The organism is Pseudidiomarina aestuarii, from assembly GCF_048263735.1.
In the GTDB taxonomy this organism is placed as follows: Bacteria; Pseudomonadota; Gammaproteobacteria; order Enterobacterales; family Alteromonadaceae; genus Pseudidiomarina; species Pseudidiomarina aestuarii_B.
The window spans coordinates 107,348-121,102 of sequence record NZ_JBLXDX010000003.1 but is presented as its reverse complement, the minus strand read 5'-3'; the positions used below and the strand labels follow the sequence as shown (position 1 = coordinate 121,102).

Genomic DNA, 13,755 nt, shown 5'->3' with positions numbered 1-13,755 from the left:
TAACACCACAGTGTCTCAATAAGTTATGCTCTCGTTTAATCATTCGGAGGAGTCCAGTCGAGGAACTCTTGCTCCTGAAATACTGGATTGCTCCGTAATCCTTCGGCTTCTTCGTTCCAGCCGTATTTGTCGCAGATTGTTGATGCTTCTTCGATCTTCTTTTCCGGGACGATCTTTTGCTGCCCAAAAGCTACTTCCAATGGATTCATACGCCAAAGCTTAAGACTATGGCCGGTAGATCTGATGCTATCGGCTACTCTTGCCGCAATCCTAAACCCACCTACATCAATGTCGCCCCAATGCAGGATTTCGGTGGGTTCCACGGATGAAAGTATTCGATTGTATGCCGCGAGAAAAGATGGTGTAGGGTTACCAGCGAGATAAACGATCAGCAAGTCCCTCGCGTTTTTTGCGAGTTCAGCTGCTTCGTTGAAGCTCGCTAGATTCTCAATGGTGAGAACACGCCGAATAAGATCTTTTGAAGCGACCAGGCCTTTAATAGTGTCCGGTCTGAAGCCGAGATAGGGGTATGCTAGAGGAATAGCTACCCCTTCAATTTGAATGCTACAACCCGGTGGGCCGCTCAGAAGCATAGGTTGAGGATGCTTTACCAGGCCTAACCGAGCAAAAACATCGTCTTCTTCGGTTTCTGTGGTCTCTCCAAGCAGGAAAGCAAGCTGACGAGTGAGTGCTTCTATCCGTTTACTATCATTGAATAGCCTTGCGCTTAGCTTGCGGAGCAGTACATCCTGCCCACCTCTAGAAAGTTTGTACGCGGCATCTATCATCCTCATGCTGTCGACAAGTTGATTTGCACGCTCTGCTGACACACCTGCAGGGGCCTTTCCACAACGCCACGCATCAATAATGTGGTCAACGTTAGGGAGCCTTTCATTAGCTACAGCCGCAATTCTTGCGATAGCTCGCGAGGCAACTTCCCAAGGTAATTCTTCGCCAAGAATACTCCCCACCACTTTCGGATCAAGCAGCGTTACTCTCGAAAGCTGCCCTCTCTCTCCTGCACCGACGTCCCAATCTACCTTTATCGCTTTTGCATTTGAATAGATTTGAAGTCGCGCATGATACTCCTCCCGGTCTGCAAAGCGCTCAAGGCGATAGTACTCCGGCAAGCTCGGATTTGTCGCAGGCAAACTTACCGAAATCTTTTCTACAGACGGTTCAAGTTCGCCATCTGCGAAAACAGCACGGGCAGCTTTCTTGATAAGGCGACGCATAGTCTCATCGCATGCATCTGCTCCTGAGCGCAGCATCATTGCCCACCATTGTAAGAAACTGCACATTCTGCTGGCTGTTCAAATCCAAGTTGCTGGTAAGCATCTTTCATAACCTCCGAGTTTTCGTCAGGCATATCACTTAACATCAGTTTGTTGGCTGCCTCCTTGAATTTGGTCCGTTCCATTTGTAGATCCAGCCCTTCTCGATCCAAGTCATAGATGGTCTGGGTTACAGGTGCCAGTTTAGTGCGTTCAAGCTCCGGCCCCGCCATAATAAGCTGCAAGCCGATGCTTTGTAGGAAGCGTGCGGTGGCTATGGCGTTGATTGTGTCCATGCCATGAAAAGCCTCATCAAGACAAATAAGGCCGATACCGCGTTGCTTTCCTTTGTTACTGTGGAGCCTATAAGCCTTTGCAAGAGCAGCACCTGCGGCAACGTACATCGGCGCTATGTGTTCACCATTGGATCCTGCCCCTTGCCGGTTACTCATACGATCCACTCTTTTACCATCGACCAAGATGTCTAAATCAAAGGTATAGAACTGTCGGTAGTCTAGAACGCCACCAGCGTTACCAGAGTCAGCAGCGGCTTCCACGAGATCGCGGAGTGTTTCACTAATCTCATCGGGGTTTTCGGCAAACAAAGAAAAATTGTTGTCTTCTTGAGCAATCTGGTTGATGTATCGCACTAAGGCTTCGTATTGCGGCGCAACCTTGGCTGTGAACTTGTAACGTTCCCCACCGGTGAAAGACGGACATGATTCAAGTATTTTATTTCGCTCCCGGCGCTCCAACTCCATTTCTTTGAATCGATCATAGAGAGACATGGCGATGTCTGAGCGCAACGTTTCCTCGGATGCCTGACGGGCTAACTCAGCTTCCTCCTCGTACCGATGCAATTCGGTATTAAAAAGCTTCGTCTTTTCCTCTAGTGTCCATGCATAACGTTCATGCCATTCCATATGGGGCACTTGCACATCCAAACGCTCGTCTTGGACATAGCGGGCAAGTTCAAGAGAGGCGTTTTCCTCGGCTTTCCTCAAGCGGGGTGTGTGATAGTCAAGTTTCCTATCCACCTCTTTAAGCCGAAGATCATAGCTAGTTTCGTCGCGCTCAATCTCGTCTTTCATACTGTCCAGCCACTCTTTGTCGACTAAAGCGTTGGTTACAGCTTCATGTTCAGCTTGGCGACTTGCAGGTAACTGTTGTTTCAGTTGCTCTTTCCGCTCCCCACATTGACCTATTTGCTCTTTCAACCCTGCCGCGAGTCGATCATGCTTCGTATATTGATTATCGTATTCTGAGTGTTGCGAGACAGCACCACTAAGAAGAGATCGCAACTCATCTAGATGTGAGACATCTAGACCCTTGAGCTGCTGATGTGCCTGGTTAATCACCTTATTGGCCTCTGCAAGCTTCTCAGTGACGCCCTGATCGTCATCGTTGGCGTTCGGGGCGAGAGCTTTTTCGAGCTCTTCCACGCGTTTCCTCAACGTCTCAAGCTGCTCCAATTCTCCCTGGAGTTCCGATACATGTCGCGATAATTGTGATGTGTCCTGGGCTTCCTTGCCTATACGAAGATCACTTATTGGTGCGATTCGGATGGATTTAGTTAGACCTCCCTGACTCAGCATTCCGTCGCGGGTAATTGCTCTTGGATGGGTCTCGAGCTCCAGTTCGGTGTCGACTAGGCGCATGTTTCCGAACTTCTGCCAAACGAAACGGCGAGCCGTATCGTCATCGGTCTCAAAAACACCCAATGCGAATTCCTCACCTTTAGCGGAAGTGTCGAGATTGCGTAGGTGTAACGGCTGGATGATAGCCGCACCGTTTACCTGGATGTTTTGCTGCCTCGCCTGGCGCAATAGTTTGACCGCCTCGCGGGTCTCTCCTTCCGTGATAATCAGAGCATCACGATCACCACCTAAATAAGCCTCCAAAGCCGGTGCCCAGCTTGCGTCCGAAATGCGTAGTAACGCCGACAGGGGCTTAGCTTTCATACCGGCGCGATTAAGTATCTCCAATAACCGCGCTGCGCCATCATTCAACAATCGCCCGGTTTGAGCTGCCGCTGAAATCCGACGTCGAATTGCATCACGCTCCTCACTCAGTTCATTTTGCTTCTTTTGGATCGAGGCCAGATTAGACTGAGAAATGACCCGAATTTGTGCGAGGTTCTCGTCGATTTTCCCAATTGATTCGCTCAGCGAGCTTCCAGAGTTTTCATTTCCCCGAGCCTCGACCAGCTCTTCAACCACGGTATTCATAAGACTTCGAAGCTCAGAAAAAATTGGTTCGTCGATCAATTCTCTTAGCGAAGTAATCAGGCGGTTCGCTCGGGATATCTCGGGATGTTGGTAGGCTGTTATTATTTTGCGCTGGGAGCTAATCTGATCTTCGAGGCGTTGCCGAAGCTGCTCATTCTGGTCGCTCTCCAAGCGAACCGTCAGTTGGGTAATTTCCTCTTGCTTGAGATCTCGCTGTTCTTTCGCGTCAGCAGCAAGGCCTTCCGCAGTTTCTGTCTGGTCTTTGAGTGTATCGATCTGGGTTTCAATCTCGTCAATCTTCTCTCCAAGCCGTTCGACATTAAATATCGCCTTTATGGCCTCAAGAGTTGCGATTCGACGTTCCGCCTGGCGCGCCCGATCAAAGTCAGAAATGATGCCTTCGAGTCGTGAGATTCTTGCCTTTGTTTTCATGATCAAATCACGCAAAGCGATAAACTGTTCGACCTGTTTGCGAAACGTTGCAATATCAACTGGATTGGACTCAACGACGTAATCTCGGACAAATTGATCGATCGAATCGACATTCTTCAGGGTCATCGACTTCACAAAAGACGACATAAACCGCCGTGCATTAGGCATTCGTTCGCCATTCAGAGCGTATAGAAGCTCCTGAACATACTCACTCGACTTATCTGTAAAGATGGGCGTCCGTCCTTTGTTCCGAGCTTGTTCTCTGACATTTTCCCGAAAGTCTGAGAACGAGATCGGGCGTTGATCGTCGCCGTCGTAGATAATGCAATCGTCGGCTTTTAATGCCAATCCAGGGAGGACGAAAAGGCCTTTAATCTCGTGTTCATCGGTTTCTGCATCGGCCTCGATGCAAATTCCAGCAGAAACCCATTCAGTTTCCGTGTCGTCGCCAAAGACTAACATGATGTACGTTCGAGCCTCGTCACGCGCGCGTCCGATTGCTTCACTATCTTTCTCTGGATTGCGGAGCATGCCAAGGCAATAGCCAGCTAAGCTTCGCCGTTGCTTGGTTGATACCGATTGGGTATTAAAACGTGTGTACAGCTGATTTCCCCCGAGCATGGCGATTTGTATCGCGTCTAGCGTCGACGATTTTCCAGAGCCATTTGGCCCCAGGAAGGCAGTTGCTCCTGCTACCTCAATATCGACCGCTTCGTGGAGATAGAACTGGACTAATGAGATTCGTTTGAGCTGTTTCACAAAGAACTCTCCTTTTGTTCTGTCGTATCGCCCAACTCATCAGGCTCATATAACAATTCTGCATGGGATTTCAGCACGGCGAGAGTTCGTTCGTTTATCAGGCTTTGAATACCGGGCAGAATCTCAGTAAACCATGTCGCCTCTCCTAGATTCTCAGTTCTGACTAAACGAGCAATTCCCCACCTTTTCATTGCATCCATCATCCCCTGAAGTTCCGACTGGGGCTTCATTGGTAATTCACGTCCTGTTGATTCCCGGAACGCAGCTTCTAGTTCAGGCAAACTAACACCCGCAACGCCTGCATTGAGTGACCCCCTGTTCATGTGATGGTCATACAGTTTCCGCAACACCAAAGCCAACAAGGTATGCATGAGAGGAATCTTGCTAACTTCGGTAACTGTCGGAACAGCAGCCACATATCGCTCCTGGACATTGAGATCGAGCATGCAGCCAAAAAGATCAAGCGCTTCCGTGAATGCATCTTCATGGGCCGCCACCAAGTCATAGTCCGATCTCTGCTTCGGGTTTGCTTGATACAACACTTGATCAATGATCAGACGTTGTGCCGCCCTCTGAAAATCCCGAACAGTATAAGCCTCGTCTTGCTCTGCAATACGTTTCCAGCTAATTGGCATTATTCGTACTCCCTTCCTGTCGGCGACGAATCCTTACAACAGGCGCCTCAATGTATTCATTCTCAAAGTGCTCACCTGTCAGCTCAATCTCGATATGCTTGCTGAGCTCCTTAAATAATGTTGGTCGAACAATGCCGGCCCGAGCATTTCTCTCCGTTCGGTCAGCCATCAACCCAAGGCGAGAGAATGCTGCCAAAATACATAGGTCGTTGATGGAGGCCACTTCCATGGAACTACTTTCCAAAACACCTCCAGGATCCACATGACGATCGATGTACTGAATAATGCGAGTCTCAGAAACCTCTCGGTTCCCTTTCATGATTTGGCGTACCAATCGTCGTGCTTTTGCCTCCGGTGAAAGCTGACGCTTCTGGATAACCGCACCTCTGAGCTTTCGTGGCTTCTTGTTCGGCATTTTTAGGGCGTCTTCACTTAAGAGTTTTCCTTGAGACCAACCTGTGGATAGAGCCAAATTTTCATCATTTGGTCGTGAATCAGCAGCGCGAACAACCGCATTTATGACCTGATCGGTCTTCATATCGAAATTGCCCTGAGAGCGGACCTTGTATTCGAGATATCCGAGGGCTTGGTCGTTAGCGCGAGTGACGGCATCTTTAAGGCGTGCGAGTAACCTATCGACCTCGCGAAGTGCCATAACACGGGCCGTATCACTTTCAATTAATGCATCCGCTTCTTCAATAGACCGACAACGTAAGTTTCTGCGGTACCACCGACGTAATTGCTCGCGACTTTCTGGTTCCTCTGTAATTCGGGAAGCCAGATCGACGATATCCCAGCGGGATGCGAGCGGATGATTGCGGGAGAACAGGTCTGAGTAGTCGCCGATATATAAACTGGAGATATAGTCTCCAAAAAACTTCTCGAGGAAGAGGTGGGTTGACTCTTGGGTGCGCAAGTATTCGCTAGCCTCCCGAACACGCATTCGCGTATTGTTCAACATTTGCAGAAGCGCGGAGCATTCCTTAGCAGCAACCTGAAACACAGCAGCATTTTTTTCAGGATCCGCCTGCACCTGCAGTAAGTTATTCCGGACCGATTGCACACGCCCACCGATAAATTCGGGACCTTGCTCAGCAAAGGTTTTGAGCAACTCAAATAGGTTTTGAACCGTCGGGCGCATGATCACGAATTGAGTAAAGCCGACTCGATCGATGCTCAGCCAGCCACTATCCAGAAAGTTTGAAAGAGCGTCATGGGCGCGTATGTTTACCGGAGTCGCTTGCTCCTCAACATTGGTTTTATTCTCATCATCCCACCGGACCAAGAAACGCTCAATTGATGCTACCACGCGCTTCTGTGTCCAGCCTTCTCCCTCTGGAGGATCAGCCTCAGGTGCATAGAAATCGTAATACAGATGGTTTAGGAGCGACCAGTTACGACGCGCATGCTCGTGCGCGCCGAGCGGTCTAAAAATATGCTCAGGTACACGATCAAATAGGTTGTCCGCATTTTCAGGCATAAGGCACCCAATCTTCCTAGACTTTGTATTAACATCAATGTTAAATTAACACCAATGTTAATACAAATCCAGAAGAGAGTTACACCATTGGATAGTCGCACGAGACTGCAGTTTGAGTTCATTGAGATGTTGCTAGCATATGAAGGGGAGATAACCAATCGGCGCCTTAGGGAAAAGTTTGGAATAACCAGCGTGCAAGCCTCGCGAGTATTGGCTTCGTATCGAGAAGCATTCCCATCACATACTCAGGCTCAGAAAGGGCAAGGCCGCAGGCGATATGTTCCTACAGCTCGATTCAAGCCAGAAAGCGCTAATCTTAGTATCGAGGCCTATTTCCGGTTGGTGAAAGACCAAGTTGCTCATGTCATGGTAGAGGAGACCCAGAGAGACTTCACCAACGTGGATCCAGCACTGTTTCGGGTTATTCACTCAGCGATGAACCAGGGTGCAGCATCCAAAATCATCTATAGGTCTATGAACAATCCGGATGGTATTGAACGTATTGTCCATCCCTTGGCGTTTGTGTTCGCCGGGAGAAGATGGCATGTGAGGGGCTTCGATGAACTCACTGAACAGCACCGGGACTTCAATCTCGCCCGAATATCCTGCGCTGAGGCAGCCCCTAAGGGTGTAGAAACACCCAAGGATATCTATTGGGAAGAAAAAGTTCAGCTCGAGTTACGACCACACCCATCATTGACCGAGGGACAAAAAAAACTGATTCGAGATGAGCTGTTTAAAGGCGCCATTGGCAGACGTATTACTACTCGGCGCGCCCTGACAAGATATGTCTTGAGAGATTTAGAGGTTGCAGAAAACCCCGAAGTTCAACACCCGCCGGAGTTTCAAATTTATCTGTTCCGGACGGAATTACCTCGGGACGATGGGTGAGACTCGCATGCTACTAGTAATAATAGACCGGCGACTTTGGTTCCGAGCCATCCAGAAGAACATCTGAGACTTTTATTAACGGGTCCATCCAGTCTGCTTTGATCCGAGCTCAGCATATCCAGTGTTTGAGTCCCTTGCCGAGCCGCCCATTTCTGACCGCAGCATGCCCTGTCTATGACCAGAGGAACTTGATTAGCCTCACCATAACACTTGCTTTGGTGAGGCTAGTCGGCTAGCTAGCATCAAGACCAATCACGAGGATAATAAAGATTAAGATTATTAAATAATTTAGGGTAGTGACTCACAAGATGCTCCAAATCACGATAGACCGTAGTCATTTTGGCGGTTAAATTTCGTCCGCAAGGTTCAACTTTTACAGTTCCATGCTGATTGAATACGTCTCTAAATGTTATCAGTAGAGCTTCTTGAAGATGGGCTAACGTATCGTTAAATTCCATTAAGTTTTGGTGTGTTATATAGCAATCTCTAACTATAGAGTCTTTCATATTAAATTTCTCCGCAGCTTAAATCGATTGTGCAAGGGTAAGGCTGCTTACATACCTTTACATACACTATTTATAAATTGTTGGAAAAAGTGTTTGACTGGGGATTTTGAATATCAGAAGTCCCACATAGATCCACAGTTATCGAAGGAGCTTCTCGCGGAATGAAATGACCTATTGGTAAAGTCAAATTTAGATAGCGAGATTAAAAATAAACACAAGTCAAGAAATAACTGCATATTTTGGCGGCACTATTCGGACTGGTCGATATGGTAATAGGTGGTTTACTCTCGGCCCTGAAAGTTTTGATAATCCAGAGAGATTCAAGGGGGATTAGATATTTTTAGCGCTTCAGCTCGGCCGGAAGATAGATATATTTGGTTTGTAAGACTGTAAGGTTCTAGATCATGTTGTTCGCTTACAATGAAGCTAACTCGTGGTGGTTCTTGCCAAGTTCAAGCTTTGGCATCATCCCATAGGCCCATTTAATTTAAAGACATGAAGTAGAAGTTTTGCTTATTGCGGTGATTTAAAAATTTGCGCCCACTTTTCTAATCTACGATACCGACGATAACATTTCAGAAATTTCCAATTATATGTGGCATAGTCATCTGAGATTGACTCCATACATGGTCTTCAACCATGTTGTTGACTTACTGTCCTAACAAATTGTCTGTGGTGAGAAAAATGAATTTGCAAGTATTGGGATTTTTGATTGAAAATGAGAGTTACATTGAGAGTATCGCTGATCAAACGAAGGTTGACTCGGGCGCAACTTTTGGAATTGTCAAATTGCTTTTAGCAAGCGGTGGTGATCTCGGTAAACTCTCAGGAAAACAAACCTACCATTACGAGAATGTCATAAAGCCGTTGCTCGAGAATGTCCAGTGTGAGGGACCGATCGGTATGTTTGAAGATGACGATGGGAATTGGGTTTCTAGTTGTGTGAGTGGTGGAGTTATTGATGATGAATCACTTTATCAATGTTACTTAGAAGAAGATTTTAAATGTCAAACTTGCCGCTATGATTCTGATCATATGTGATAACGGGTCCTCAAAATGAATTAGGGCAAGCTGTATACCAGTTATCCTGTTCTGTGAGGGAGCCTTTTAGACAATTGACACTCAAACAAACTTGGCTTAGAAGTATCTAAGTTACGGTTACAAGTCAGTTTTAAACAATAACGTTATGTAAGCTCAGACTAAATTGACACACAGGTAATGAATTCATTCCTCTTTAAGGATTAAATGTGACTACATCGATGACAAATCCCCATGACGGCATGATTTCGTTCCAGCAAGCTCTGCGTGATGGAATATTGAGGATTGAACGCATAAGTGGTCATCAGGATCTTTTTAGCCATTTCGACGTTCCAACTCCCGGAACCCGCCGACTTACGTATGTGCGGTTAAGTGAAGACCGGAAAACGGTTAAGGCATTCTTGTCTTGTATATTTAATGGAAAAGTCGATGGCTTTCCCTGTGTCGCAGTGGGGTATGCGGTTCCAGAAAATCAACGAAACCAAGGCTATGCGAAGGAAATTCTTCAAGACGCAATTAACGATCAAATTTCTCAATCAAGAAGAAACGGGATCAAGACTCTGTATGTTGAGGCAGTGGTCGATGTAACCAACGTTGCTTCCCAGCGAGTTGCTGAATCGGTTATTGGCAAGGAACGCGAAAGCATTATAGACTCCGTATCTCGAAGACCAGCATATCGGTACACTGCACGATTTAGCGATGCTTCCTAACGACCTACCACATATCAGCAGTTCTTTAGTTTGTGGCATCCAGTGAAAACTGAATAGCTCAATTCATTCCTCGACTGGCTCTGATAATGGGCGAACGTCAACATACGCTGCGACGCACCGCACTCGAAAGTCGCGTGCTCACGAATTTCCTTATCTTGAGATGATAAATAAGGGTAATACGCAGTCAAATATTAGGACGTTTGATTAAGCATGCTTGAGGAAATCAAATAAAGAGACTCCCAGTGTCTTGGTAACTAAATAGGGGGTCTAGGTATAAGATTATGTCGAGTTGGTGGCACCTGCCCACTTAGCGAAAAGTCTCGAGATGAAGAATAATAATCTTAATAATGGTATGTATATGACTAAAAAAACCTGATGGGAACAAACTGAATAAGCATTCAACAATCAATACTACAAATAGATCAAATACTGCTAAAAATGGAGCTCATGGCAGGATAAACAGAAAAAAATTGATATTAATGAGGCTAGTTACTATGGAACAGGCCTAGAGATTATCCAGCATTTTGAACCACCTGGCCGCAAAGATGATAATTCAGGTAAGAAATAGCTGATGAAACGATCTAAGTTAGAGAACTACCTTACTCTATCGAACGACCGAATGTGGAATATTCGGTACAACGTAGCGCTGGGTATAAGATATCACATGCTCAGGCAGTCGTCTTTTCATAGCCTAAATAGATATATTACTGCGCTATCGTTAATTTTCTCGACTGCTGCAGTTGCAGTCCTGTTTGAAGGCTCCGAGCTTGGCAAATGGTTTGCTGGGTTTGTTGCAGGTATGCAAGCTGTGGACTTAGTGGTTGATACGAGAAAGCGGGCGGAACTCCATAATAACCTGCGTAGAGACTATTTAAATATTGAGAAGCAAATTAGCCACTCGACAAAAATTTATACAGAACGTGGTATGGATAAATTCTCTGACGACATAAAAGAGATTGAAATACATGAGCCGCCGGTAAAGAGGTGGTCACTCGAATATGCAGCTCGTGATACAGAGAGCTTTTTGGGGCTACAACCCAGGTTCCAGTTAAATTTTTTTAACGACTCCTAAGAAATATCTGGTGAAATCCTTGTAGCGAAGCCGAGGCATTTTGTGTAACGATTCATCAAATAATTGTTGTTGCTGCGAATCGCTAAATTATACGGGCAAAGAATATGTGCAATACTAACTTTCAACGTCTCTATAAATTGTACAAGACTAATAAGAATCGTCAGGCTATTGACTCTCATGCGTTACAGACAGGCGTTAATGCGTGCAGAAATTTCTTGACCGACTGGGGCCTTTCCGACGCTGAAGTAAATATTTCAATCGGATGTGGTTCGAGCACTTCTAAAAATTTGGAGCAGTACACTGTAGACGACAAAATCTGTTTCAGAGTTTCACTATTGCTTGGAATATGCGCTGACTTAATGGATTGTTTTATAAGAGAAAACCATCGCCGACAATGGTTAAGTAATGAGAGCAAATCACTTAATGACCGGTCGCCGATGTCTATAGTTAAGTCTGGAGACATTAATGGACTTGCTGAGGTTCGGGCTTTACTTGCTAGCTATCTGATATAAGTCTCTACTATCTTCGCCCTAAATGCATACAATAACCTTCAAAAATCATATGTAAGCATAGGTTCGGTCTCAATAATTAATAGTAGCTATTTTAAAATAAGGATTTGGCTACAAAAGGTAGGATATTTTTTATACTGAGAGGTATTGTTACTCCATCTCAGCGAGGCATATCCACCGAGCAGTCGATGCCCGATCCAGCGCTCATCGATGAACTTATTTTTACCGGGTATGTTTAACAATAGTAAACTACCCATAAACTTTACCCACTCTTGTTTGCCGAGAAGCCTGTTACCGTAACCATGATAAGAGCGACCACTCGAGTATATAGCAAGATCCATGCGCCAATATTTACAAAACGATTGCAGCACATCTGATTTGGATGGGTCTTCACCCTTGTATCCAAAATCGACCATTGGGATATGTAGTTCAACGCCAAAGCCTGTAATCTTTGAATGAAGAGCAAGCTCTTCAGTTGAGTGGAGATTTGCAAGATATTCGATAATTAATGACTCTCTAAAACTGTCTATTGGTAGTCTAAACTCAGTGCGACTGTCTTCGAGTGTCTGAGGAGCATACCTATAGCGGCTGAATTCCATTTGAAAGGAGTGGTCAATTGCACCATATGCTAGACTTTTACGTAAAAAATCATCCACCCAGACTATTGGGTGCTTATTTAGATTGGGGCGTACAAATGCTGAATTATTTTGCAATTCGAATCCCTTTTAGAACTTGGAAGAAATCTAATGAAAACTGATCGGTCATCCCAGATATAAAATCAATTATCAAATGCGCTCTGAGAACCCACTCTTTGTTATCATCGAATTCATTCATTGACTCTGTAAATTCTTTGTTACTAACATTTTCAGACGGATTGAAAGTCAAGTTCTTCTTATTGAGGATCGCTGCCTTGTATGCATTTAAATGCTTCGATGGTAATCTGTTGAATAATCGAGATTCAAAATGTAAATTGTGATTCTTTATTTCTTTTTGATCTTTGGCTATCAGGTATAAGAATTTTGATTTTTTCAATTCAAGAATACTCTGAAAGCTATGTAGTATTCCAGAAATAACGGCATATCCGGATATTTCTATCGACTCTGCCTCGGTTGAGCAAAAAAGTTTGTCTCGCGAGAATTCTTTCATACACTTAAGTACTTTGTACTCGAGCGTGTCATCAGAAATTATTTGTTTGTCTATATCGGAATTAATGTAGTCCACAAAATTTTGCGTAAAACTCTCAGCGACGTGTTCAACCAAATGGTTTTGTAGACAAGTCTTGAAGTCGACAAAGGGGCTGACGGCTGCACCACTGTCCTTGCTGAGCTTGTTAATCAATGTATCAATAAAATTATTTGAAGAACTGTCCTGAGCTAAGTTTTCCTCAATAAATGATTTGAAGTCGTAAAAAGAACAGACTCCTTTTTCAATACCATCCTCAATATCACTGATACAGTAAGAAATATCATCGGCGGCTTCCATGAGAAAGCTGAGAGGGTGACGCTTGTTAGGGCTCATGTCTAAGCTCGACCAGATTTTCTGTACGATATCCTTTTCCGTTGAAAAGTACCCCATCTTTTTTGAAAATGGTTTTCCCTTATAATCATCTTCGTAGCAGAACGAGTACTTAAGGAATGAAGCTAGTTGAGTGTTCGTCAGATTTAAACCATAAAAGCCGTCGTCTCCCTGAATGCGCGTAACGAGACGAAAGCCTTGTGGGTTGCCATCGAAGCATTTGAATTCGTAAAGAAGCTTCTCATGGCCTGCGCCGAGAGCTTTCTTCACTGTTCCTTTTGCCTCGTCGGAATGAGCCCAATCAACAATTGCAGCTTCCCCAAAGTGACCAAAAGGTGGGTTTCCAATGTCATGAATTAAACATGCAGTTTCAACAATATTCGAAATTGCTGAGCTATAATCAATCCAGAATTTTATATCGCCGCAAGTTTCCTGTTTTTCCTTCAGCTTTTCTGTGATTTTTGAAACAATATATCGTCCAATGTGTGAGACTTCGATTGAGTGAGTTAACCTGGACCTTACCGCTGCGTTGCTTTCAAGGGAGAAAACTTGAGCTTTCTGTTGAAGGCGTCTAAAAGAAGCTGAATAAATCACTCGCGCTCTGTCGCTGTGGGTCGAAGAGTCAAGAGTGTTATGTTTCGCTGTTGAATCACGTCTTCTCGACGTCGAGATCAAATCCTGTAGTTTACTTTTAGACATATTTTTA

10 protein-coding genes are annotated in these 13,755 nt (G+C 45.1%); 4 read left to right on the top strand and 6 right to left on the bottom strand.

Annotated features, from left to right (window positions below; genetic code table 11):
* Positions 1 to 35: 35 nt before the first annotated feature.
* From ACN0S4_RS07710 to ACN0S4_RS07695, 4 genes are read right to left on the bottom strand one after another with little or no spacing between them, the layout of a single operon-like run.
* On the bottom strand, positions 36 to 1,274 hold the full coding sequence (locus ACN0S4_RS07710; protein WP_417657103.1) for a Wadjet anti-phage system protein JetD domain-containing protein: 1,239 nt from the start codon (positions 1,272 to 1,274) through the stop codon (positions 36 to 38).
* Positions 1,271 to 4,693, bottom strand: a complete 3,423-nt coding sequence (locus tag ACN0S4_RS07705) for an SbcC/MukB-like Walker B domain-containing protein (protein WP_417657102.1) — start codon at positions 4,691 to 4,693, stop codon at positions 1,271 to 1,273. Before ACN0S4_RS07705 ends, ACN0S4_RS07710 begins: the two co-directional genes overlap by 4 nt.
* The gene (locus tag ACN0S4_RS07700; RefSeq protein WP_417657101.1) at positions 4,690 to 5,328 is read right to left on the bottom strand and encodes a DUF4194 domain-containing protein; all 639 of its coding nucleotides are present in this window, start codon (positions 5,326 to 5,328) and stop codon (positions 4,690 to 4,692) included. The genes ACN0S4_RS07705 and ACN0S4_RS07700 overlap by 4 nt, the downstream gene beginning before the upstream one ends.
* Positions 5,318 to 6,808 carry a Wadjet anti-phage system protein JetA family protein gene (locus ACN0S4_RS07695; protein ID WP_417657100.1) on the bottom strand — a complete coding sequence of 497 codons (1,491 nt, stop codon included), beginning with the start codon at positions 6,806 to 6,808 and terminating at the stop codon, positions 5,318 to 5,320. The genes ACN0S4_RS07700 and ACN0S4_RS07695 overlap by 11 nt, the downstream gene beginning before the upstream one ends.
* Positions 6,809 to 7,000: 192 nt before the next feature.
* Between ACN0S4_RS07695 and ACN0S4_RS07690 the strand changes: the two genes are divergently transcribed.
* The 4 genes from ACN0S4_RS07690 (at position 7,001) to ACN0S4_RS07675 (ending at position 11,025) form a co-directional block, all read left to right on the top strand.
* Positions 7,001 to 7,699, top strand: a complete 699-nt coding sequence (locus tag ACN0S4_RS07690; protein ID WP_417657099.1) for a WYL domain-containing protein — start codon at positions 7,001 to 7,003, stop codon at positions 7,697 to 7,699.
* A gap of 1,190 nt (positions 7,700 to 8,889) precedes the next feature.
* Positions 8,890 to 9,246 carry a hypothetical protein gene (locus ACN0S4_RS07685; protein ID WP_417657098.1) on the top strand — a complete coding sequence of 119 codons (357 nt, stop codon included), beginning with the start codon at positions 8,890 to 8,892 and terminating at the stop codon, positions 9,244 to 9,246.
* A 206-nt stretch (positions 9,247 to 9,452) separates the two neighbouring features.
* Positions 9,453 to 9,953 (top strand): GNAT family N-acetyltransferase, encoded by a 501-nt coding sequence (locus tag ACN0S4_RS07680; protein ID WP_417657097.1) that lies wholly within the window; start codon positions 9,453 to 9,455, stop codon positions 9,951 to 9,953.
* A 664-nt stretch (positions 9,954 to 10,617) separates the two neighbouring features.
* Complete coding sequence (locus ACN0S4_RS07675) at positions 10,618 to 11,025, top strand: hypothetical protein (RefSeq protein WP_417657096.1); 408 nt, start codon at positions 10,618 to 10,620, stop codon at positions 11,023 to 11,025.
* A gap of 598 nt (positions 11,026 to 11,623) precedes the next feature.
* Here the strand turns inward: ACN0S4_RS07675 and ACN0S4_RS07670 are convergent.
* Both ACN0S4_RS07670 and dgt read right to left on the bottom strand, forming a co-directional pair.
* Positions 11,624 to 12,247 carry a hypothetical protein gene (locus ACN0S4_RS07670; RefSeq protein ID WP_417657095.1) on the bottom strand — a complete coding sequence of 208 codons (624 nt, stop codon included), beginning with the start codon at positions 12,245 to 12,247 and terminating at the stop codon, positions 11,624 to 11,626.
* Positions 12,237 to 13,748 (bottom strand): dGTPase, encoded by a 1,512-nt coding sequence (dgt, locus tag ACN0S4_RS07665; RefSeq protein WP_417657094.1) that lies wholly within the window; start codon positions 13,746 to 13,748, stop codon positions 12,237 to 12,239. The genes ACN0S4_RS07670 and dgt overlap by 11 nt, the downstream gene beginning before the upstream one ends.
* Between the last annotated feature and the right edge of the window lie 7 nt (positions 13,749 to 13,755).

What these genes read in the sequence shown, in the direction of transcription:
- ACN0S4_RS07710 (WP_417657103.1), bottom strand. Translation starts at nt 1,274, where the DNA reads ATGATGCTGCGCTCAGGAGCAGATGCATGCGATGAGACTATGCGTCGC.
- ACN0S4_RS07700 (WP_417657101.1), bottom strand. Translation starts at nt 5,328, where the DNA reads ATGCCAATTAGCTGGAAACGTATTGCAGAGCAAGACGAGGCTTATACT.
- ACN0S4_RS07695 (WP_417657100.1), bottom strand. Translation starts at nt 6,808, where the DNA reads ATGCCTGAAAATGCGGACAACCTATTTGATCGTGTACCTGAGCATATT.
- ACN0S4_RS07685 (WP_417657098.1), top strand. Translation starts at nt 8,890, where the DNA reads ATGAATTTGCAAGTATTGGGATTTTTGATTGAAAATGAGAGTTACATT.
- ACN0S4_RS07675 (WP_417657096.1), top strand. Translation starts at nt 10,618, where the DNA reads ATGCTCAGGCAGTCGTCTTTTCATAGCCTAAATAGATATATTACTGCG.
- dgt (WP_417657094.1), bottom strand. Translation starts at nt 13,748, where the DNA reads ATGTCTAAAAGTAAACTACAGGATTTGATCTCGACGTCGAGAAGACGT.